The organism is Halioglobus sp. Uisw_031 (genome assembly GCF_047729875.1).
Classification (GTDB): Bacteria; Pseudomonadota; Gammaproteobacteria; order Pseudomonadales; family Halieaceae; genus Marimicrobium.
This window is the reverse complement of sequence record NZ_CP159826.1, coordinates 1,813,024-1,833,984: the sequence shown is the minus strand read 5'-3', so window position 1 is coordinate 1,833,984 and position 20,961 is coordinate 1,813,024. Positions and strand designations below refer to the sequence as shown.

Here is a 20,961-nt window from a genome sequence, read left to right as displayed (position 1 = left end):
TAACCTATGACAAAATATTTTTTTGCCGCATGGCTGAGTATCGCGCCTCTGTTATCTGTGGCTCAGTCCAGCGCCGATGTCAATGCGCTGCTAGTGCTATTGGAGCAATTTGAGCAGGTACAGGGAAGCTTCTCGCAACGCCAATTTGGGCAGGACAACATTTTACTGGCAGAATCAACCGGTGAATTTCGTGTGCTTCGGCCGAGTTATTTTGCATGGGAAGTGCTCAGTCCTGATGAACAGTTGATAATCGTCGGGCCGGAGTTTATCTGGCATTACGATCGCGACCTTGAAACGGTAACACGCCGCCCTGTGACCGACGATGCGGAGATGGTGCCGTTAAAAATATTCGGTGGTGATGCGGAAAAACTACAAGAAAAATTTCATATCGTACGTCAAAGTGAGGATGCATTTGTTCTCACCCCGCTGTCCGAAGGTGTGGGATTCAAGCAACTTACCCTGTATGTAGATCAGGCGCAGCTGGGCGGCATGAAAATTCAGGATAACCTCGACCAGTTTGTGGACATAAAATTTACTGATTTAGACGCAGATGTCCAACTCAGCAGCGCAGACTTCGCCTTCACTCCACCCCCGGGAACTGATCTTTTCTACTATGACCAGTGACCTGTTTGAGTCTGCGAGCACCGGCTCTTCGCAGGAAGCTGGCGCGCCAGAAGTAGGGTATCAACCGCTTGCTGCGCGCTTGCGTCCGCAAAGCCTCGCTGATTATGCCGGGCAGGCGCACATTCTTGCTCTCGGGAAACCTCTCAGGCAGGCCATCGACAACCATCAATTACACTCCATGATTTTTTGGGGCCCGCCCGGCGTCGGCAAAACGACGCTGGCCAGAATCGCAGCGGGGCATGCACAAGCACATTTTATCCAGCTGTCTGCGGTACTCAGTGGCGTCAAGGATATCCGCGAAGCCATTGCGCAGGCACGGCAGCACAAGCTCAATAAGCAAGATACGGTGCTGTTTGTGGATGAGGTCCACCGTTTCAATAAATCGCAACAGGATGCGTTTCTACCCTATGTAGAAGACGGCACCTTTATTTTTATTGGTGCGACCACAGAAAATCCGTCCTTTGAACTGAATAACGCGCTGTTGTCGCGCGCGCGCGTCTATAAATTACGTCCACTGGAGCCTGCCGAAATCGAATCGGTATTGGGTCGCGGGGTTGCGGCATTGGGAGACGGGGTGAGTGCAGACGACGGTTGCCTGGGGTTGATTGCGGCCCAAGCCGACGGCGATGCGCGGCGCGCACTGAACCTATTGGAACTGGCCGCGGATTTGGGGGAGGAGGGCAGGATTACCGCAAATACCCTCGAGGAGGTCCTGCAAGCTTCGCTGCGCCGATTTGACAAGGGCGGTGACCTCTTTTACGACCAGATAAGCGCTTTACACAAAGCTGTTAGAGGCAGCGCTCCGGACGCCGCTGTGTACTGGTTTTGCCGCATGCTCGACGGCGGTTGTGATCCTTTGTACGTTGCCCGCCGCGTGGTGCGAATGGCCAGTGAAGATATCGGGAATGCTGATCCTCGTGCACTCACCCTAGCCCTTGAGGCATGGCAGGTACAGGAGCGCCTTGGCAGCCCAGAGGGAGAGCTAGCTATCGCGCAGGCCATTATTTACCTGGCGTGTGCTGCAAAAAGTAATGCCGTCTACATGGCTTATAACGCGGCCCGCTCAGAGGTGGCACAAGGGAGGTCTGAAGAAGTACCCCTGCATTTGCGCAATGCACCCACAACGTTAATGAAAGCAATGGATCATGGTACTGGATACCGTTACGCCCATGACGAACCGGAGGCCTACGCGGCCGGAGAGAATTATTTTCCCGAGGCGCTGCAAGATCGCCAGTACTATTTTCCCATGGATCGGGGGCTAGAGCAGAAAATTCAGGAAAAGCTCAAATACCTGCGTGAACGCGATAAAACCAGTACAATTCTACGCTACAAATGAGCTAGTCTTACTATCATGAAATACCTTTTGTTTGTCGCTATTGGTGGAGCTTCCGGTGCAGTATCGCGTCATCTGTTAGCGAGCTGGTTACATGGGGTGTGGGAAGGAAAAGCGCCTGTCGGAACACTGCTGGTGAATGTTGTAGGGTCTTTTGCCATTGGTGTCGCTTACGTGATACTGGTGGAACGTCAGCTTATCCACTCGGACTGGCGTGGTTTGTCGATGGTGGGCTTCCTTGGAGCATTTACGACGTTTTCGACTTTTTCTCTTGAAACAGTCAGTCTGTTTGAAGCCGGAGACTCCATTCAGGCATTAGCTTACATGTTCGGCAGCACCATTGTTTGCGTGATAATGGCGGCTCTTGCAATGCAATTGACCCGGGCTCTGCTATAACCCAGCGGGCGCAATGGCGTTCATTTTACAAACTTTGTCACAGGAATTAGTACGATGTTGGATATCAAGGCGGTCAGACAAGACCCCCAGGGAATCTCAGAGGCCCTCGCCACTCGAGGCTTCGTTTTCAATGTGGAGAATTTCACGACACTCGACGCTCGTCGCAGGCAAGCTGATATAGATAGCCAAAGCCTATTGGCAGAGCGCAAGAGTGCTTCAAAGAGAATAGGGGTGCTGGTGGGTGAAGGCATGAGCGTAGACGATGCCAAAGCTGAAGTGAGTGAAACGCTGAAGAAAATTGCGACTCAAATTGAGGCACTCACAGAGCAAGCCAAACAAGCCCAGAGCGAGCTGGAGGAGCTGCTTTTGGGTGCGCCCAATATTCCTGGCAAGGATGTGCCCACTGGCGTCAGTGAAGCAGACAACCTTGAAGTACTGCGCTGGGGCGAGCCGAAAACCTTTGAATTCCAGGTAAGAGATCATGTTGCGCTAGGAGAAGGGCTGCAACAGCTGGACGGCGAAACGGCTGGAAAAATAACCGGCGCGCGCTTTACCGTCATGTACGGTGGCCTAGCTAGGCTGCACCGCGCGCTGATTCAGTTTATGCTCGATCTACATACACAGGAGCACGGGTATTCAGAAGTTTACGTCCCGTATATCGTCAACCGCGAATCCTTGATCGGCACCGGACAATTACCCAAGTTCGAGGAAGACCTTTTCAAACTCAGCGGAGATCAGGGCTTGTACCTTAGCCCAACCGCTGAAGTGCCTGTGACCAATATCGCGCGCGATCGTATTTTCGAAGACGCCGAGCTGGGTGACAGTGGTCTTCGCTTCGCCTGCCATACGCCGTGCTTTCGAAGTGAGGCCGGAAGTTACGGTCGCGATACGCGAGGTATGATCCGTCAACATCAATTTGAGAAAGTAGAGCTGGTGCGACTGGTACGTGCGCTCCAATCCGATGAGGCTTTGGAACAACTGACCTGCCACGCTGAGACCGTGTTACAGCGGCTAGATTTACCCTATCGCAAGGTTGTTCTGTGTACTGGCGATCTGGGTTTTTCCGCCACAAAGACCTACGACCTAGAAGTCTGGTTACCAGCGCAGGAAACCTATCGTGAGATTTCTTCATGCAGTAGCTGCGGCGACTACCAGGCGCGCAGAATGCAGGCACGGTGGCGAAACCCGGCAACGGGCAAGCCAGAACTAATGCATACGGTAAACGGCTCTGGCCTTGCCGTGGGGCGTACTCTGGTCGCGATAATGGAAAATTATCAACGCGCCGACGGTAGTATCAGCATTCCACCCATACTACAGCCCTATATGGGTGGTGTTAACGAGCTCGGAGCATAACGCGTTGGAGTTTCTTCCCATCTGCCTGAGACTCGTTGACGCTCCGGTGGTATTAGTGGGAGGAGGGACTGTCGCCACACGCAAGGCCCGATTGTTATTGCGCGCTGGCGCCAGCCTAACGGTGGTATCTCCTACCCTAAGCAATGAGTTGGAGCAAATGCTGACTGAGCACTTGGGCGTGTGGCGCCAGGCCCGCTACAGTGAGGTGGAGCTGCACGGCAAGACTTTGGTGGTAGCTGCAACAGCCGACAAAGTAACGAACGAACAGATCTATCACGATGCCACCGCGGCGTCGATCCTCGTCAATGTGGTTGATTCTCCAGAGTTTTGTACTTTTATCTTTCCCTCAATAGTTGATCGTGATCCACTGCTAATTGCAATCAGCAGTAGCGGTCGTAGCCCTGTACTCGCGAGAATTCTGCGGCGCAAGATAGAGGCTCTAGTGCCTGCAGCGTATGGGCGACTGGCAAATTTTGCGGGACGTTTTCGCCAGCTAGTAAAAGACACGATACCGTTGGATACACCCCGTAGATTGTTTTGGGAACAAGCCCTAGAAGGGGCTGTAGCTGAGCACGTGTTGGCCGACAGGGAGGGCAAAGCGGAGCAACAACTACGCGAGCGCCTGCGCGATACCAGTAGTCTCCATGTGGGTGAAGTTTACCTTATCGGCGCCGGACCCGGTGACCCGGATTTACTGACCTTCAAGGCCGCAAGATTACTGCAAAGTGCCGATGTCGTGTTATACGATCGACTGGTGTCTCCAGCCATTGTGGATATGACAAGGCGCGATGCAGAGCGTATCTATGTGGGCAAGCGACAATCCGATCACAGCCTGCCACAGACACAAATCAATCAATTACTGGTGGATCTGGCGCAGCAGGGGAAACGTGTCGTGCGTCTCAAGGGGGGTGACCCGTTTATATTCGGACGCGGCGGGGAGGAGATTGAACTACTGGCCAAGCTCAGTATTCCGTTTCAGGTGGTGCCGGGAATTACCGCAGCGAACGGGGCTGCGTGCTATGCGGGTATTCCCCTAACCCACCGGGACTATGCACAGTCTGTGCGATTCGTTGCCGGACACCTTAAAGAAGACTCCTTGGAATACGATTGGAGCCAGTTTCAATCTCCAATGGAAACCTTGGTGTTCTACATGGGGTCAGTGGGCTTGCCGAGCATCTGTGCGCAGCTACAGGCGCATGGTAGATCGGGCGAAACACCCATTGCACTCATAGAAAGGGGGACGCTACTAGACCAGCGAGTGCTGGTGGGAACGCTTGCGACGATGGCCGATATCGTGGCGCACGCAAAACCCAGAGCGCCTACATTGATTATCATCGGTGACGTGGTGCGCCTGCATAAGGACCTGTCTTGGTTTAGTCAGGCTCCTAGCTAGTGTACTGTTTCTTCCTCCTGATGCAGCGCATAGCGACGTTGTTTCAGTAACAAAGCATCCGCCAGTACGTAACCGGCTTCCATGAGCAGTACGTCATCGGTGACATCTTCTTCTTCGTCTTCTTGATCAACGTCATCCTCATTGTCAATTTCGTTAGCGGCTAGCGGATCAAGATCGGAGGCATCGCTATGGCTATCTCCATCTCCATCTTTATCCTCGTCGTCCTGCAACGACGTCAGCAACTCTTCTCCTTTTGCCTTGCGCCGTTTATTCTCTATGCTAAGCGCTTTTTCTTTCTGTGTGTCACGCAGCGCGATACGAGACTTTTCATTCAGCGGAAGCGCAGTCATTTCACGCGCTGCCTGCGCCATTTCGATCTGGTCCTCCAGAAAGATAAAATCCGGATTATGCGCACTGCGCTCTAGAAATTGCGTCTGAATGTCAGGTAACACAGAGGAGAAATCATCGTAATTAATATGCCGCACAGGACTGATCTGGTCCCAGCGAAGGGCGTGATCCAGCGCGCTTTCACCGATCTCTGTGGTGTCATATATAGATGGGAATTCCACATCGGGAATAACCCCTCGATGCTGAGTGCTTTCACCAGAGATGCGATAAAATTTACTCTCGGTGATTTTTAGCTGTCCTTCAGTGAGCGGAACAAGCGTTTGCACCGTACCCTTACCAAAAGACGAGTCACCTACAATAATCGCTCGCTCGTAGTCCTGCATGGCTCCAGCAAAGATTTCCGACGCCGACGCGCTCAGGCGATTGACCAGAACTACTAGCGGACCTTCGTAGTAGGGGCTCTTCAAACGCTTTCCATCGCGCCATACACGACGAGAGGAGTGGCGGATCTGGACGGTAGGGCCGTATTCAATAAACAGACCAGTGAGTTCGTTGGCCTCTTGCAGCGAACCACCACCGTTATTACGCAGGTCGATGATAATGCCATCTACCCCGTCAACCTCCAATTCCTGTAATAGCTTTTTGACGTCCCGCGTAGTGCTCTTGTAGTCTTTTTCGCCACGTCGCATCGCGTCGAAATCAATATAAAAAGCAGGAATATCGATCACGCCAATTTTTATGATTTCATCCCCAGCGGGTATTTCCAGCATCTTTTTCTGCGCGGACTGTTCCTCAAGCTTCACCTTGTTACGCACAATGGTGATCACTTTACGTTCATCGGTAGACTTGGATTTAGCCGGGATAACCTCTAACCGAACAGTCGTATCCTTGGGGCCTCGAATCAGCTGCACCACCTCATCCAGGCGCCAGCCAATGATGTCTTCAAGCGCTCCATCCACACCTTGTCCAACGGATACGATGCGGTCCGAGGGCCTTAATTCTCCCTCCTTGTCAGCAGGGCCCTTGGCGACGAGGCTGGACACCTTGGTGTACTCATCTTCCATTTGGAGCACAGCACCAATGCCCTCCAACGACAGGCTCATATTGATATTAAAGTTCTCGGTACTTCGTGGGGATAAATAATTGGTGTGCGGGTCGTACAGTTCCGTCAAGGCATTTGCATAAATCTGGAATACATCCTGACTGTTATATTTCGTGACGCTCTGCAGTTGTCGGTCGTAACGCTTTTGCAATGTGGGGACAATTTCGTCTTCATCTTTGTCAGCAATTTTAAGACTCAAAACCTGGTTTTTTAACTGCTTGCGCCACCGGTCGTCTAGTTCTGCTTGATCTTTAGCCCACTGGCGATCTTCCATGTCAAACGCATAGCTTTCGTCAATAGTGAAATCCATAGCCGCTACGGTTTCAGGCAGGGTGTCGGACACGTTATTCAATCGGTCCTGTACTCGCTGGTGATACCGGTTGAAGATCGTGAAACCGGCGTCAAGCTTGCCTTCCTGTAACTGGTCATCCATGACAGATCGGTACTGTTCGAAGTCGGCCAAATCAACTGCAGTGAAGAACATTTTCCCGCCGTCTAGACTGTTAACGTAATTGTCTAAGTGTTGTGATGAAAGCTCGTCGCCATAGGGCAACTTGGCGTAATGACGCTCCTGAAGCTTAGCAACCATTTCTACCGCGGTATCTCGTTGCTGCTCCGTGTACTCAATGATGCTCCAGGCGGGGAAGCACACGCTCAATAGCAAAGCAAGCGATGCGAAGCGGCCAGTCATTTTGGTGTGGTGCAATAAATTCAAAATATTCCTACCTGATATAAGCGTCGAACGCTCGGGTTATAATCATACCTGTATGGACGCTGTCATTTAAATAAAGTTCATCTTCAACCAGGTCGAGACCCTATTTTTTTGATTCTGCCCATCTATCGTTAGATTACAGAAGCTTAGCTATTATATAGGTTATAGACAATGGCATATATAGCCCCATATCCTGCGCGCGACCACTGGGCACTCATCGGGCCGGTTTGATTAAACCTAACGATAGTGGCACACTACCTGCCAATAGGTAGGAAGCTGCATAGCGCCTGTTCCAAAAGAATCGAGGGCGGCGGCTTGATTCTGCTGCTATTGCCTGCAGCGACACACAGCGAGACTCTATATGGCTGCTGACTACATTGTATATGGCGCTGATCACTCGTTGTTTACGGGCAAGGTGCGTGCCTATATGCGTTACAAAGGATTGAACTGGGAGGAACGGCCCGCCTCGCGGGATGTCTATCTGGATATAATCCTGCCCAATGTTGGCGCCCCGATTATCCCCGTGCTGGAAACCTCTGATGGCCAGTATGTCCAGGACACGACTGATATTATCGACTTTTTAGAGGACCGACACCCTGACTTCTCGGTGTATCCTGAAGCGCCGTTGCAACGTCTTGTGGCGTTGCTGTTGGAGCTGTATGGCGATGAGTGGCTAATGATTCCCGCCATGCATTACCGTTGGAGTGTGCTGGACCAGCAGCATGACTTTGTCATGTCAGAGTTTGGCAGGTTGAGTGTGCCCGAGGCGAGTATTGAGGAACAGATCGCCATTGGCGAGCGGGTCTCGAAACCGTTCAGCGCAATGCTACCGAATCTGGGGATTACCGAGGATACCATTCCCGGAATCGAGCTAACGTACTTGGCATTTCTGGACCAGCTGGATCAACACTTTGCCCAATTTGACTTCCTGTTAGGGTCGCGTCCCAGTATTGGTGATTATGGCCTCATGGGGCCGCTCTATGCGCATCTGGGCCGCGACCCGGTCCCCAAAGCGTTAATGCAGAAGCGGGCTCCCAACGTCTATGCCTGGGTAGAACGAATGAATGGGCCGCTGCCTCTTTCAGGGCAGTTTCTGGCGCATGATGTCATCCCCGACACGCTGCTTCCTATCCTCAAAACAATGTGCAGTGACCAACTGCCCGACGTACTGGATGTTATTGAGCACAACAGTGCATGGCTGCAGGAAACACCGGGCGGCAACATTCCGCGATTTCTTGGCCAGCATCAATTTACTACCGGTCCTGTTACCGGGAAGCGATTCATCAGCAGCTATGCGCAGTGGTTGTTTCAGCGAGCTTGGCTGCACTACCAGTCTCTGGACGGCGATGCTAGGGTCGCTGCGGACACCTTGCTGGACAGTATCGGCGGTCGCTCAGCCTTAAACGTTACAATCCACCACTGGCTTGAACGCAGGGCAGGGCAATTGGAACTTGTCGAAGGGCAATCACCACATTTTTAGTACTGACGAAGGAGTAAAAATAATGAAATTTGGCTTAATACCCGTCAATGTCGGCGTGAAAAGCATCGAGCAAATAGTAGGTTACTCCCAGCTGGCGGAGTCGGTTGGCATTGAGTCGGTGTGGACTTTCGAGCACGTGATTGTTCCCCAAGATTACGCCTCGAAGTATCCCTACAGTGCCGACGGAAAAATGGGTGCTAGGCCCGAAACAAACTTCGTTGATCCCCTGATTGCATTGACGGCGATTGCGGCCAACACCAAAACGCTATTGCTTGGCACCGGGGTTAATATTGTTTCGCAGGCTAATCCCATGTTCCTGGCAAAACAGGCGGCCAGTCTGGATTTTGTGTCAGGCGGACGCTTCATGCTGGGTGCAGGCATTGGCTGGTTACAGGAAGAATTTGATGCCATGGGTGTTCCCTTTGAACGTCGTGGTGCCCGCTTTGACGACTACATTATCGCTATGAAAAAAGTGTGGTCGGGTGAAGTGGTGGAACACCAGAGTGAGTTTATAAACTGGTCGGGGTTCAAAAGTTATCCTGTTCCTGCGAAGAAATCCGGAATCCCCATTATTATGGGTGGCACAAAAGGTAAAATCTATGAGCGGGTTGCGCGCCATGGTGATGGCTGGTTCCTGCCTGTCGATAACCCCGAGGCTCTGGCAGAGAAAATGACCCCATTGGCTGCAGCGTGTGCGGCCGAGGGCAGAGACCCAGACAGTATCGAAATCTCATGCATGTGGAATATGCAAGGTGGAATAGACGCTATCAAAGCCTTTGAAGATGCAGGCGCATCACGCATCATTGTGCCGATATTCGGACTAGGCAAAGATCCGGTGGCGGGGCTTACAGAACTCGCCGAAACCATAATTTCAAAGATTTAATTACACAACCCTGGACAAATAGATTATGAAAACAAGACTCACTGAATTACTTGGCATTGAAACACCCATCATTTGTGGGGGCATGATGCGCGTAGGTACTGCCGAATTGGCGGCAGCCGCATCGAATGCGGGCGCCTTGGGTGTAATGACTGCACTGACCCTGCCAACCCCTGAATTGCTGAGGCAGGAAATTGAAAAATGTCAGTCTCTCACAGACAAACCGTTTGCGGTTAACCTGACTGTGGGCGTGGTCGCCACCGAAATCAGCTACGATGATTACGTCGACGTAATCTGTCAAAGCGGCGTGAAGATTGTTGAAACCGCTGGCCGCAGCCCAGAGCCTTTCATGGAGGCCTTCAACGCCCATGGCATTAAAGTTATTCACAAATGTGTCGCTGTTCGCCATGCTCTGAAGGCAGAGCGAGTCGGTGTTGCCGCAGTGAGCATCGATGGCTTTGAATGTGCGGGACATCCGGGCGAAGAAGATGTTACCTGTCTGGTTCTGATTCCTGCGGCAGTGCAGCGTCTTAAAATTCCGGTCGTTGCATCAGGTGGTTTCGCAGACGGCCGCGGTCTTGCTGCTGCATTGGCGTTGGGCGCAGAGGGTATCAATATGGGCACGCGTTTTATGGTAACGCAGGAAGCCCCTATACATCATGACATCAAGCAGCGAATCGTTGAGATGGACGAAACGCAGACGTCTTTGATCTTCCGGAGCTTTCGTAACACTGCCAGAGTGTATACCAATAGTGTCGCGAAGAAGGTTGTCGAGATCGAGAAGGCCGGCGGCGATTTCGGTCAGGTGCACGCGCTGGTCTCGGGCAAGAATCAGGACATCGCGTGGACCACTGGAGATATCGACGCGGGAATGGTAACCGTGGGAATGTGTGGAGGCCTTATAAAAGATATCCCCACCTGCGCGGAACTGGTAGACAATATAATGACAGACGCTAACCAGATTATCACTGAACGCCTTGCGGCAATGACATCAACGGCTTAAAGAAGGCCGATAAAAAACCGTGTTTCTGCTCCGCGTTTTTGCACTATGGGTATGGCGATGACAAAAACGATAGACAAGCACGCACAGGAAGCCGTACCGGACGGACGCCGAGTTCGCAGCGAGCGAAGTAGGAAGTCAATTATCGATGCCATGCTGCAACTTGTGGAAGAGGGGATTCTGGTGCCGACTGCGCAGCAAGTGTCAGAACGCGCGGGCGTTGGTCTTCGCTCTGTCTTCCGACATTTTTCCGACGTGGAAAGTTTGTTCGCCACTGCTGATAAAGAAATCAGAAAGCAGTATCAGGGGTTGTTTGCCGGCGGTGATCGTGATGGCTCCTTAGGAGAGCGGCTGCAACACGCGATTGAGCAGCGTGCATTGGCTTACGAGGCGTCAGGGAATTATTTGCTCACCAACAAAGCGCAAGCTTGGCGCTATCCCGTGCTTCGAGAACAGTACCTTCGAGCGCAAGGCCAAATGCGCAAGGATCTCGACGACTGGCTGCCAGAGCTCAAGAGGCTTCCGTCAGAAGAGCGTGAAATGATAGATGCGATTGCTTCCTTTGAATACTGGAATCGGTTGCGGGAACACCAGGGATTGAATAAAAAGGCCAGCACTGGACTGGTAACCCAGTTAATGCAGCGCATCATCGCAAACCAATAGAAGGGGGCTACTATGTCTGATAACTTTAAAGAGCAGGGCGGAGCCGCCACCATGGACCCCAGTCCGGTAATGCGCTGGCTCACTTCACGTGTAATGACAAGGTTGTGTCAGCCGAAGCGACTCATCAAGCGGCGTGCGTCGCTTGAAAAAGAACGGGAGAAACTGGGTCAGCCACACGTAGTCGAGTATTTTCATCAGGTAGATGACGGCTACAGCCATCTGGCGGCGCAAGTGCTGCAGTCCCTATCTGAACGGTACCAGATAAAAATCATATGCCATATTGTGGCAGGGCCGCAGGGCAAAAATTCACCTGAACCCGAGCTGCTTCTAAAGCTGTCTCGGCATGACGCGTGTCAGGTTGCTCCGGAATACGAGTTGGAATTTCCACAACATGATCAGCCCTTGTCTCCCGGACTAGTGAAACTTGCATCGAGCATACTTTCGGCACAGGATTCTGCTGGATTCGTAGAGCACGCAGCAGAAGTCGGTCGTGCGCTGTGGGCCGACGACGAATTGACGTTAAAAGAGCTTGCTCAACAGTTAGGCTGTGCATCGGATACGAATACCGCTGACTGCATTGCCGCGGGCAACAGACGCCAAAATGAGTTGAAGCACTATTCAGGCGGTATGTTTTATTACGGTGAAGAGTGGTACTGGGGTGTCGACAGGCTCTATCACCTCGAACAACGGTTTTGCGACCTTGGGGTCAATCTACAAAGCGATGCCCGGTTACTGATGCCTCGACCACCAATAGAGCCAGGACAGCTGCGAGATAATGGCAGCCTGACGCTGGAGGTGTATGCCTCTCTGCGCAGCCCCTACACGGCTGTCATCTTTGACCGTGCGGTTAAACTCGCGCGCGATACGGGTGTGACGCTGGCGGTACGCCCGGTGCTTCCAATGGTCATGCGTGGTGTCCCCGCTACCCGCCAGAAAGGCATGTATATATTCGCAGATGCTGCCAGAGAGGCATACGCTGACGGCGTGTCATTTGGTAATTTCTATGATCCTATTGGCAACCCTGCTCGTCGCGGATACTCACTTTACCCATGGGCATGTGAACAGGGTAAGGGTGTTGCGTTAATCAGTGCCTTTTTGAGCTGCGCCTTCGTTGAATCTATTAATCTGAACAATGACGCAGGCCTTAAAAAAATGGTGGAGAAGGCCGGGCTTGAGTGGAGCGAGGCAAAGAAGAGAGTAGGGCAGCCTGGCTGGGAAGCGTTGCTTGAAACTAACCGCCTAGAGATGTACGCGTCTGGCCTCTGGGGCGTGCCGAGCTTCCGTCTACTCGATGAAACGGGGAAAGAGCTGTTGGCACTGTGGGGACAGGATAGGCTGTGGTTGTTTGCCAGGGTAATCCAGCGTCACCTCAGCATTCGCCAGTGATGCACCACAGCCGTTGTTAAGAGATGCCATCATGCGCAGCCCCTTGTCCGAGAACTAAGCCGGCGAGCTAAAACAGGCCCGGGTAGTCGCGCCAATAGTACTGGTATTGGCTGTTTTGCCAACCACTGTAAATGGATGGCCAGTCCAGCCCCTCTATCCGCCAGCCATGATGTGGGTCAAGATTTGTTGAAAATACAGCTGCGCCGTGATCGCAAAAGCGTGTATCCACGCTGATACGCACAGCCTCGGACGTCGTATTTGGCTCGGCCTTGTGGATAGTGCATGAGTGAAAAATTAGCACATCGCCAGCCTCAACATCGGAAACATGCCAGGTCGTTTCGTTCTCATAAATCTCGCACTGAACACCACCTACGCCCTGGGTATTAAAAACAGGTCGCACGCCGAGCTTATGGGATTTGGGTAGCACCTTGACCCGCCCCATCGGTTCACTCACGTCGTGTAAAGGGACCCAGAACCCGGCCATTGTCGGTCCAGCGCGATGTGAGTGGGCATCCTGATGAGGAGGCGTTTCAAAGCCAATTTTTCCTGGTGTTGAGATTCGTGCCATTTTCATAGGGTAGACAAAGACAGGAGCTCCGGTAACGATTTCCATAAGATTGAGAACGTGTTGCTGATGAAAAAACGTGTGGAATGCTTCCAACGACTGAATTTTGGGATAGATTTCATCCCAAACAGGGTCTGTTTCAAAAAACGGCTCCCCCTCAAGGTGGGGCGAACTGGACGCATTGCGGCGAATGTAGGGGTCACACGCGAGCAATACCGCGTCTAACAAACGCTCACAGTCTGCCAGCGGAATATAGCGTTTGATGTACAAGTAGCCCCAGTCATTGAACCGCTCGCGGAGAACGCGCGTATCCTCATCAAGACTTGAAACGACATAGGGCATATTAGTGCTTATTGTGCGTGTCTTCATAGTGCACTCGAGGTCAAAAACCCTCCTTCGTTGGTTGGCAACTCATATAATGACATATACAATGTCATTATATTACTATCACGGACTATCAAAACACACGGATGTCTTGAAAACGCGGATGATTGAATCACTGTATTGCGTGGCCTGCAAGCCGGTATATTGTGACGGGGATAAGCATGACCGAAAAGTATATTAATGCCAACGGCATTGATCTGGCCTACGAAGAATTTGGTGACCCTAAAGATCCCGTGATGCTTCTGATAATGGGACTCGGCACTCAAATGACTGGGTGGCCAGTCGACTTTTGTGCTGGTCTCGCTGCGCATGGCTATCGCGTTATTCGTTTTGATAATCGGGACATTGGTCTTTCGCAAAAAATGGATAGCCTGCCTACTCCTAGAATATTAAAAGTCATGCTCTTCTCTCGCCTCAAGTTACCTTTGACACTGCCTTATACACTCGACGACATGGCAAACGATGTCGTCGGACTGCTTGATGCGCTCAACATAGATTCTGCACATATAGTAGGAGCGTCAATGGGCGGCATGATTGCACAGCTCGTGGCGGGGCACTTTCCCTTTAGGGTTCTATCCCTCACGTCTATTATGTCGACCAGTGGTCGAAAATCGCTGCCCGGGCCGGATCGTAAAATTGCACTGCATATGTTGCGACGACCGGTAAAAGCAGACGCTAAGCTTATGCATGAGCACGCGATGCGTACCTGGCGACTCATTGGCAGTCCGGCCTATCCACCCACCGATGAAGCTCTGAGTGAGAAACTGAACGACAGCTATCAACGTTCTTATTATCCGGCAGGGCATTCGCGGCAGATGGTAGCAATAATGGCTGGCGGAGATCGGACCAGGGTGCTAAAAAAGATTGTCGCGCCCACTCTCGTGATCCACGGCAAGGCTGACCCCCTGGTGCCCGTGTCTGGTGGTGTTGATACGGCGCAGCTTATTCCGGGCGCAACATTGGAACTCATCGAGGGTATGGGGCATGACTTGCCAGACGAGCTCCTACCGCAGTTTGTGGAACTTATTAGGTCTAACGCGGATAAAGCGACCGCTCATCTGTAGTATCGCGCACACAATTTTTGACTCAGGAGATAGATGATGGATACACGTTTAAGTGAAGACGACCTAGCGTTTCAGGTGGAGGTTCGACAGTTCCTTGCAGAGGCTTGGGACAAAGAGCTCGCAGCGACCTACGGTAATATTGCAACGATGAAAGAGGGCGCCGAAGAGTGGCAAACCCGGCTGTACCATAAGGGATGGGTAGCTCCCCACTGGCCCGTAGAGTACGGCGGCACTGACTGGAGTGTGACGCAGTCGTTTATTTATAACTCAGAGCGCGCTGCCGTCGGTGCGCCCGAAGTTCTTCCGTTCGGTGTGACGATGGTCGCGTCGGTGATTATTGCCTACGGCAGTGATGAGCAAAAACAAAAATTTCTTCCTCGAATTCTGAAGAGTGAAGATTGGTGGTGTCAGGGCTACTCAGAACCAGGCGCAGGATCCGATCTTGCATCGCTAAAAATGCGGGCAGATCTTGAAGGCGAAGAATACGTCCTCAATGGCAGTAAAATTTGGACGAGTTATGCACAGTATGCCAACTGGATATTTTGTCTGGTTCGCACTGATAGCTCAGGGCGTAAACAGGAGGGCATCACGTTCTTATTAATCGACATGGACAGCCCCGGGGTCACCGTACGCGCTATTAACACCATTGACGGGTTTCACCATCTCAATGAAGTCTTTTTTGACAATGTGCGCGTCCCGGTCGAGAACCGCATCGGCGAAGAAGGCAAGGGCTGGACGTATGCTAAGTCGCTGCTGGTTCATGAACGCCTTAACATCGCAGAAGTTGCAAGCTCAAAATGCGCACTCACAGTCGTTCGTGAAGAAGCGCGTGAGGAGATCAATGGCGGCAAGTCATTGCTCGATGATCCTATTTTTGCCAAGCGGCTGACGGACATTGAGATTGAGCTCATGGCACTAGAATTTACGGAACTGCGTGCATTGGCAGCAATCTCTGAAGGTAATCCTCCGGGGCCGGAATCTTCATTGTTAAAGATACAGGGCACTGAACTGCAGCAGGCTATCCAGGAGCTGCGTATGGATGTTGCCGCATATTACAGTGGCACATTACAGGGCGAGCTGACGCCTGCAGGCCTGGGACATGGTTTTGCCGATACCGCGCAAAAACTTTATTTCAGAGGACGCGCTTCTTCGATTTATGGTGGCTCTAACGAGGTACAAAAAAATATCACGGCCAAATATGTACTAGGCCTGTAGGAGATAATCAATGGATTTTAATTTAAGTGAAGAACAAACCCTCATCCGTGACAGCATTGCTCGCTTCGTGTCAGAGAATTATGCATTCGATCAGCGCAATGCCGTTGTCGCCATGGAGCACGGCTTCAGCGCAGAGCACTGGCAACAGTTTGCAGAGTTGGGCTGGCTGTCGATTCCGTTTGCCGAGGAGCATGGTGGCTTTGGCGGAGGGCCGGTCGATACGATGGTCATTATGCAGGAGTTCGGTCGCGGTCTTGTGGCAGAGCCCTATTTGGCCACTGTCATGCTGTTTGGCGGATTGCTGCAGGCAGGAGCAAGCGAACAGGTGCGCGAAAACTATATCCCGCAAATTATTGCAGGGGAGTTACAGGGCGCGTTCGCTTATCTTGAACGCCAGAGCCGTTACGAGATGACTGACGTCGTCACACGCGCTGACAAAGACGGTGAGCAATGGGTATTAAACGGTGAAAAAACGGTCGTTCTCAATGGCGGCGCAGCGGACAAATTCATCGTACTGGCTCGCAACGCTGGAGAGCAGTCTGAAGAGGCCGGACTCACCTTGTTTTTGGTAGACGCTTCCAGCACCGGCGTGCAGCGAACCGTGTACCGAATGACGGACGGCCAGGAAGCCGCCACACTCTCGTTCAAGGATGTTCAGGTCGAAGCCGTCATTGGAGCAGTCGGTGATGGCTATGCTTTGATGACCCCTATCGTTGACGATGCGCGCCTGGCTATCTGTGCGAATGCGCTGGGAGCGATGGAAGCCCTGAACGAAAAAACGCTTGAATATTGTAAAACACGCGAGCAATTTGGTGTCGCCATTGGCTCTTTCCAAGCGTTGCAGCACCGTATGGTGGATATGTTCGGTGCCTGTGAGAACGTCAAATCACTCTTGCTACGCGCAGTCTGTGCAGCGCAGGATGATGATGTCGATGCGCGGCGCAGCTTGTTAGCGCTGAAGGTGATGGCCGGTCGTGCAGGAAGACTGATTGGCGGTGAAGCCATCCAATTACATGGAGGTATGGGTATGACGGATGAGTTATCGATAGGCTTCTTCGTAAAACGCTTGATGATTATCAACAGCCTCTTTGGCGATGCAGATTATCATCAGCAGCTGTTTGCGGCACTGGTCAATACACCTGCCTCTAGCGCTGCTGCTTGAGCGCTCAAACTTGCGCTAAACCGTTCTTCACCCAGACAATGGTGGGGAGCGGGCATGCACCTTTTATTTCTCGGTCACCGAGCAAACGTTACCCTGTCTATCTTCAGAGGAAGCCACTAGGTGTCGACTGCGAAAGGCACCTGCATTCATCGGTTTGAATAAAGTTTCATAGCTGGGTTAACTGGATGTTCCGTAAGGCCTTCTAGGCTGCTCCAGACAACTTTTGAAATAATCGGTTCATGCCACTGATCCAGCGATTGTAGTCAGCGGTTTTACGCTGCATGTACGTTTTCACTTCTTCATGCGTGAGGATAAGAAAGTCTTCTCGCTGCAGATGTTCAACCACGATATCCGCGAGTTGTGCCGGCTCCATCATCCCATCCCCGCTAGCAGCCTTTGTGCCCTGATCATTCGCATCAGCCGTCATCGCGGTGCGAACCGCTTGCGGACACAATAAGGATACCTTGATACCTTGATGCGCATACGTCAGTGCCAGCCACTCGGAAAAGCCCACGGCGGCATGTTTGGTGACACCGTACGCGGCTCCACCGATCTGATTGAGCAGGCCGGCGGCAGACGCTGTGTTGAGAAAATAGCCGTGACCGCGCTCGAGCATGCGCGGCACCAGAAAGCGGGCGGCATAAACATGGGACATAACATTCACATTCCAACAGAGTTCCCACTCGGCGTTCGCTGATTGCTCGCTAGCACCTGCCGCGACGCCCGCATTACTGCAAAACAGATCGATGGGGCCTATGGTGTTTTCGGTATCCTCGATAACGCGTCGCACATCGTCCTCCTTAGCGACGTCTGCAGACATGGCGACACACCCCAATTCTGCTGCGGTTTTTTTCGCCGTGTCGGCGTTGATGTCTACGCCAACGACGGTTTTAGCGCCCTCCGCAATAAACTTTTCCACCAGGGCTTTACCGATACCGCTGCCGGCGCCTGTAACAACGATTATTTTGTCCTTGATCTCCATCTAGAATGCTCCACTGTGTGATGGTTAGAAATACGATATTCATACATAACGCGGGTGTTGTCAGAAAAACCGAGTTGAGATAATAGTCTCACTATCCCACGACCCATGAAATCGATCATTTAGCTTTGGTCCAAGCGCGATAGTATCGTGGATCATCTACTTCTCGGTGACCACCATTCGTCGTATTTATGTCGAATTAAGACTTGCGAGAATTACATAATGGCACATACTGTGTCAATATTATGTCGACGTTACAGCGCTGCCGAGTAACTAGGCGACGAAACCTAAACCCATTGAGAGAGCAAGACCACCATGAAACAAGCCGCGATAAAAAACCGCATCACCGAAATGACGGGCACCGCCTATCCGATCATTCAGGCCCCCATGGGCTGGATCGCGCGCGCGCAGTTGGCTTCTGCTGTGAGTAATGCGGGCGGCATGGGCATTATCGAAACATCTTCGGGTGAACTAGACAATATTAAGGGGGAGGTCGCCAAGATGCGTGAGCTGACCGACAAACCCTTTGGCATGAACGTAGCCCTGTCCTATGTGAAAGGCAGCAATATCATCGATTTCGTTATCGAGCAGGGCATCAAGTTTGTCACCACATCGTCTGGCAGTCCTGCCGTATGCACCGAGGCATTTCAGGCGGCGGGGATCAAGGTGTTTCACGTCATCCCGACATTGGAGATGGCCATAAAGGCACTTGATGCTGGTGTAGACGGACTGATCGTTGAGGGTGGGGAGGGCGGTGGTTTTAAAAACCCCAGTCCCGTTTCAACGATGGTGTTATTGCCTATGATCCGTGCGTATACAGACGTACCTATTATTGCCGCAGGAGGCATCTGCGATGGGATATCGATGGCGGGTGCATTCGCTATGGGTGCTGAGGGCGTTCAGATGGGGACACGTATGTTGTCCTGTTTAGAATCCCCAGTACACGACAACTGGAAACAGGCGGTGATTCAGGCCAAGGCAACAGACACCGTTTTTCTGAATCAGCAGGCACGGCCTGCTCTGAGAGCATTGCGCACGGAGCGAACCACGGCTCTGGCGCTGCTGGGGCAGTTTAATGTGATGGAGCATATGGCCAACCTATCCGAATTATATTTTGGCGGAGATATGGAGGCGGCTATTCCCTTGTCGGGTGAGGTCGCCGGGCGCATTGAATCGGTGAAGAGTGTCCAAGAAATTATCGATGAGACCGTGTCAGAATTTCGGGACATTATGCAGGAGCTGGCGGGGCGATATGTGACATAACCCACAGGGCTTGGTCATTGCGCCTGACACACTAAAGTAATTCTTCGGCCATCAATTTTAGCGCTTCCGGCTGCGAAGACGTGATTAGCATCATATCGAGTGAGCCGCGCTGCTCAGCCTCTCTCCACATGCTAAGACGCTCTCGAATGCGCGCTGGCGGACCAATGAGGTTGGTCAGGTCAATAAGATCAGCGGGCACGGCTGAGGCTGCTTTGTCTTTTTCACCGGCCAGATACAACGCTTGAATCTGGTCTACTTCATCGGCATAGCCCATTCGCTTAGCAAACTCCGCATAGAAATTTTTTCCTTTGGAGCCCATGCCACCCAGCTGTCTAGCGAGGGTCGGCTTCATCATTGCCTGCACCTCAGAGACATCATCGTGCACGATAACACTCACAAAAGTGCTAACCGTAAATTCCTCACGCGTGCAGCGTGCTCCATCTTTGGCAAAGCCATCGGCGAGGTGACGATCCACAATGTCCTGCGTTGCATTGGGGTCGATGAAAGATAACAACACACCATCAGCAATCTCGGCCGCCAGACGCAAGCCGCCAGGACTAATGGAGGCAAGGACTATGGGCTGATCGGCATTAGGGTGGGCGACGCTCTTAAGCGGTTTACCCGCGCCCGTAGTATTGGAGCCCGTTAGAGGCAGCTGATAATGGAAGCCGTCATGCTGCAGCGGTTCTTTTCGTTCCAGTATTTTGCGAATGATGGCGACGTACTCGCGTGTACGTTCAAGCGGGCGGTTATAGGCAACGCCATGCCAGCCCTCAGCGACCTGTGGACCTGAACTGCCAAGACCGAGAATGAAGCGCCCCTGGGAGAGTGCATCGAGTCCGATCGCCGTCATTGCCGCGGAGGCGGGTGATCGCGCAGGGATCTGCATAATGGCTGTACCGACTTTTATTTTTGATGTGTGCGCCGCCAGCCAAGTCGCACTCGTCACAGCGTCACAGCCATAAGCTTCTGCTGCCCACACGGAATGAAAGCCAAGGTCTTCAGCTAAGCGCACCGCATCAAGGTCAATCGTTGGATTAGCGCTAAACGCCGTTTGAATCAGTCCTAGCCCCAGTTTCATGCAATCTTCCTGTATCCACAATTTTCGATGGCCCCCGGTTAGGGGTGATGTCGTCAGTACGCGATGACGCTTTGTAACTTCTATCGGTTCTAGAGGCAAGGGTTCTTTGAAAGGCGGTGCCTGTGCGTAAGTATGTGTGTTATTGTCTTATTTAACATAATATATATTATACGCATAAAGAATAACCTTAGCGGAGCTAGGATCTGCCCCTTTGAATGAGCTTACCCGCGCGTTTAGCCTTGTTTTTAGCGTTCTAGACTTGACCGATACGCCTAACCTGACGTCCGGCCGCCTGCTGTATAAAAACTGACAGGTGTTACACCACATTGGGCGCTCAGGTGAACTTTATGACGCGCCGCTACGCGCATAGTTTTGTGTTTGGCCATGCCCAACCCTAGCTTACGAGCGCTGCGAGACGTCTAATGCGACAAAAAACTGAGCATATCCCTTCATCCGCCCGAACAGCTGTTCGTTGCGATCGCGCATCCATACTGCTAACCGACATAACCTTATGGCTGAGGCTAAGCCTAACGCGCAAGCGGCAACACAGTATCTCAACGTGCCTTTTCGCATTAGGC

18 protein-coding genes are annotated in these 20,961 nt (G+C 52.1%); 14 read left to right on the top strand and 4 right to left on the bottom strand.

Going from position 1 to position 20,961, the window contains the following annotated elements; translation table 11 throughout:
• Nucleotides 1–6: 6 nt before the first annotated feature.
• Genes lolA through cysG form a run of 5 tightly spaced genes read left to right on the top strand, consistent with a single transcriptional unit; the run spans nt 7 to nt 5,099 of the window.
• Nucleotides 7–624: an outer membrane lipoprotein chaperone LolA gene (gene lolA / locus ABXT62_RS08350; RefSeq protein ID WP_415358139.1), complete on the top strand. Its 618-nt coding sequence runs from the start codon at nt 7–9 to the stop codon at nt 622–624.
• Entirely contained in the window at nt 614–1,960 is a 1,347-nt protein-coding gene (locus tag ABXT62_RS08345) for a replication-associated recombination protein A (protein ID WP_415358138.1), read from the top strand. Before lolA ends, ABXT62_RS08345 begins: the two co-directional genes overlap by 11 nt.
• Nucleotides 1,961–1,975: 15 nt before the next feature.
• Complete coding sequence (gene crcB / locus ABXT62_RS08340; protein ID WP_415358137.1) at nt 1,976–2,353, top strand: fluoride efflux transporter CrcB; 378 nt, start codon at nt 1,976–1,978, stop codon at nt 2,351–2,353.
• 54 nt (nt 2,354–2,407) lie between these two features.
• Complete coding sequence (gene serS, locus ABXT62_RS08335) at nt 2,408–3,706, top strand: serine--tRNA ligase (protein WP_415358136.1); 1,299 nt, start codon at nt 2,408–2,410, stop codon at nt 3,704–3,706.
• Nucleotides 3,707–3,710: 4 nt separating this feature from the next.
• Nucleotides 3,711–5,099 carry a siroheme synthase CysG gene (gene cysG, locus ABXT62_RS08330; RefSeq protein ID WP_415358135.1) on the top strand — a complete coding sequence of 463 codons (1,389 nt, stop codon included), beginning with the start codon at nt 3,711–3,713 and terminating at the stop codon, nt 5,097–5,099.
• Here the strand turns inward: cysG and ABXT62_RS08325 are convergent.
• Complete coding sequence (locus ABXT62_RS08325; RefSeq protein WP_415358182.1) at nt 5,096–7,240, bottom strand: carboxy terminal-processing peptidase; 2,145 nt, start codon at nt 7,238–7,240, stop codon at nt 5,096–5,098. The genes cysG and ABXT62_RS08325 overlap by 4 nt on opposite strands.
• Nucleotides 7,241–7,622: 382 nt before the next feature.
• Here ABXT62_RS08325 and ABXT62_RS08320 point away from each other — a divergent pair, with 382 nt between their 5' ends.
• Genes ABXT62_RS08320 through ABXT62_RS08300 form a run of 5 tightly spaced genes read left to right on the top strand, consistent with a single transcriptional unit; the run spans nt 7,623 to nt 12,670 of the window.
• Nucleotides 7,623–8,741, top strand: coding sequence for a glutathione S-transferase family protein (locus tag ABXT62_RS08320; protein WP_415358134.1), 1,119 nt, complete (start codon nt 7,623–7,625; stop codon nt 8,739–8,741).
• 22 nt (nt 8,742–8,763) lie between these two features.
• On the top strand, nt 8,764–9,624 hold the full coding sequence (locus ABXT62_RS08315; protein WP_415358133.1) for an LLM class F420-dependent oxidoreductase: 861 nt from the start codon (nt 8,764–8,766) through the stop codon (nt 9,622–9,624).
• A gap of 25 nt (nt 9,625–9,649) precedes the next feature.
• Nucleotides 9,650–10,624, top strand: coding sequence for an NAD(P)H-dependent flavin oxidoreductase (locus ABXT62_RS08310; RefSeq protein ID WP_415358132.1), 975 nt, complete (start codon nt 9,650–9,652; stop codon nt 10,622–10,624).
• A 57-nt stretch (nt 10,625–10,681) separates the two neighbouring features.
• Nucleotides 10,682–11,284: a TetR/AcrR family transcriptional regulator gene (locus ABXT62_RS08305; RefSeq protein WP_415358131.1), complete on the top strand. Its 603-nt coding sequence runs from the start codon at nt 10,682–10,684 to the stop codon at nt 11,282–11,284.
• A gap of 12 nt (nt 11,285–11,296) precedes the next feature.
• Nucleotides 11,297–12,670 (top strand): DsbA family protein, encoded by a 1,374-nt coding sequence (locus ABXT62_RS08300; protein ID WP_415358130.1) that lies wholly within the window; start codon nt 11,297–11,299, stop codon nt 12,668–12,670.
• A 67-nt stretch (nt 12,671–12,737) separates the two neighbouring features.
• Here the strand turns inward: ABXT62_RS08300 and ABXT62_RS08295 are convergent, their stop codons facing one another.
• Complete coding sequence (locus ABXT62_RS08295; protein WP_415358129.1) at nt 12,738–13,604, bottom strand: phytanoyl-CoA dioxygenase family protein; 867 nt, start codon at nt 13,602–13,604, stop codon at nt 12,738–12,740.
• A gap of 176 nt (nt 13,605–13,780) precedes the next feature.
• Between ABXT62_RS08295 and ABXT62_RS08290 the strand changes: the two genes are divergently transcribed.
• The 3 genes from ABXT62_RS08290 to ABXT62_RS08280 are packed head-to-tail and all read left to right on the top strand — an operon-like array spanning nt 13,781 to nt 17,060.
• Nucleotides 13,781–14,683: an alpha/beta fold hydrolase gene (locus ABXT62_RS08290; protein WP_415358128.1), complete on the top strand. Its 903-nt coding sequence runs from the start codon at nt 13,781–13,783 to the stop codon at nt 14,681–14,683.
• A 36-nt stretch (nt 14,684–14,719) separates the two neighbouring features.
• Nucleotides 14,720–15,898 (top strand): acyl-CoA dehydrogenase family protein, encoded by a 1,179-nt coding sequence (locus tag ABXT62_RS08285; RefSeq protein ID WP_415358181.1) that lies wholly within the window; start codon nt 14,720–14,722, stop codon nt 15,896–15,898.
• Nucleotides 15,899–15,908: 10 nt separating this feature from the next.
• A complete protein-coding gene (locus ABXT62_RS08280) occupies nt 15,909–17,060 on the top strand; it encodes an acyl-CoA dehydrogenase family protein (RefSeq protein ID WP_415358127.1) in 1,152 nt (383 codons plus the stop codon).
• A gap of 202 nt (nt 17,061–17,262) precedes the next feature.
• Here the strand turns inward: ABXT62_RS08280 and ABXT62_RS08275 are convergent, their stop codons facing one another.
• Nucleotides 17,263–18,042, bottom strand: a complete 780-nt coding sequence (locus tag ABXT62_RS08275) for an SDR family oxidoreductase (RefSeq protein ID WP_415358126.1) — start codon at nt 18,040–18,042, stop codon at nt 17,263–17,265.
• A 312-nt stretch (nt 18,043–18,354) separates the two neighbouring features.
• Here ABXT62_RS08275 and ABXT62_RS08270 point away from each other — a divergent pair, with 312 nt between their 5' ends.
• Nucleotides 18,355–19,302, top strand: a complete 948-nt coding sequence (locus ABXT62_RS08270) for an NAD(P)H-dependent flavin oxidoreductase (protein WP_415358125.1) — start codon at nt 18,355–18,357, stop codon at nt 19,300–19,302.
• Between the two features lie 31 nt (nt 19,303–19,333).
• On the opposite strand, the gene ABXT62_RS08265 is transcribed toward ABXT62_RS08270, so the two are convergent.
• Nucleotides 19,334–20,383, bottom strand: coding sequence for an LLM class F420-dependent oxidoreductase (locus ABXT62_RS08265; protein WP_415358124.1), 1,050 nt, complete (start codon nt 20,381–20,383; stop codon nt 19,334–19,336).
• Nucleotides 20,384–20,961 lie beyond the last annotated feature (578 nt).

Bases quoted from the DNA above. Each gene is read 5' to 3' on its own strand.
- lolA (WP_415358139.1), top strand. From the start codon at position 7: ATGACAAAATATTTTTTTGCCGCATGGCTGAGTATCGCGCCTCTGTTA.
- ABXT62_RS08345 (WP_415358138.1), top strand. From the start codon at position 614: ATGACCAGTGACCTGTTTGAGTCTGCGAGCACCGGCTCTTCGCAGGAA.
- crcB (WP_415358137.1), top strand. From the start codon at position 1,976: ATGAAATACCTTTTGTTTGTCGCTATTGGTGGAGCTTCCGGTGCAGTA.
- serS (WP_415358136.1), top strand. From the start codon at position 2,408: ATGTTGGATATCAAGGCGGTCAGACAAGACCCCCAGGGAATCTCAGAG.
- ABXT62_RS08325 (WP_415358182.1), bottom strand. From the start codon at position 7,240: ATGACTGGCCGCTTCGCATCGCTTGCTTTGCTATTGAGCGTGTGCTTC.
- ABXT62_RS08320 (WP_415358134.1), top strand. From the start codon at position 7,623: ATGGCTGCTGACTACATTGTATATGGCGCTGATCACTCGTTGTTTACG.
- ABXT62_RS08315 (WP_415358133.1), top strand. From the start codon at position 8,764: ATGAAATTTGGCTTAATACCCGTCAATGTCGGCGTGAAAAGCATCGAG.
- ABXT62_RS08310 (WP_415358132.1), top strand. From the start codon at position 9,650: ATGAAAACAAGACTCACTGAATTACTTGGCATTGAAACACCCATCATT.
- ABXT62_RS08305 (WP_415358131.1), top strand. From the start codon at position 10,682: ATGACAAAAACGATAGACAAGCACGCACAGGAAGCCGTACCGGACGGA.
- ABXT62_RS08300 (WP_415358130.1), top strand. From the start codon at position 11,297: ATGTCTGATAACTTTAAAGAGCAGGGCGGAGCCGCCACCATGGACCCC.
- ABXT62_RS08295 (WP_415358129.1), bottom strand. From the start codon at position 13,604: ATGAAGACACGCACAATAAGCACTAATATGCCCTATGTCGTTTCAAGT.
- ABXT62_RS08290 (WP_415358128.1), top strand. From the start codon at position 13,781: ATGACCGAAAAGTATATTAATGCCAACGGCATTGATCTGGCCTACGAA.
- ABXT62_RS08285 (WP_415358181.1), top strand. From the start codon at position 14,720: ATGGATACACGTTTAAGTGAAGACGACCTAGCGTTTCAGGTGGAGGTT.
- ABXT62_RS08280 (WP_415358127.1), top strand. From the start codon at position 15,909: ATGGATTTTAATTTAAGTGAAGAACAAACCCTCATCCGTGACAGCATT.
- ABXT62_RS08275 (WP_415358126.1), bottom strand. From the start codon at position 18,042: ATGGAGATCAAGGACAAAATAATCGTTGTTACAGGCGCCGGCAGCGGT.
- ABXT62_RS08270 (WP_415358125.1), top strand. From the start codon at position 18,355: ATGAAACAAGCCGCGATAAAAAACCGCATCACCGAAATGACGGGCACC.
- ABXT62_RS08265 (WP_415358124.1), bottom strand. From the start codon at position 20,383: ATGAAACTGGGGCTAGGACTGATTCAAACGGCGTTTAGCGCTAATCCA.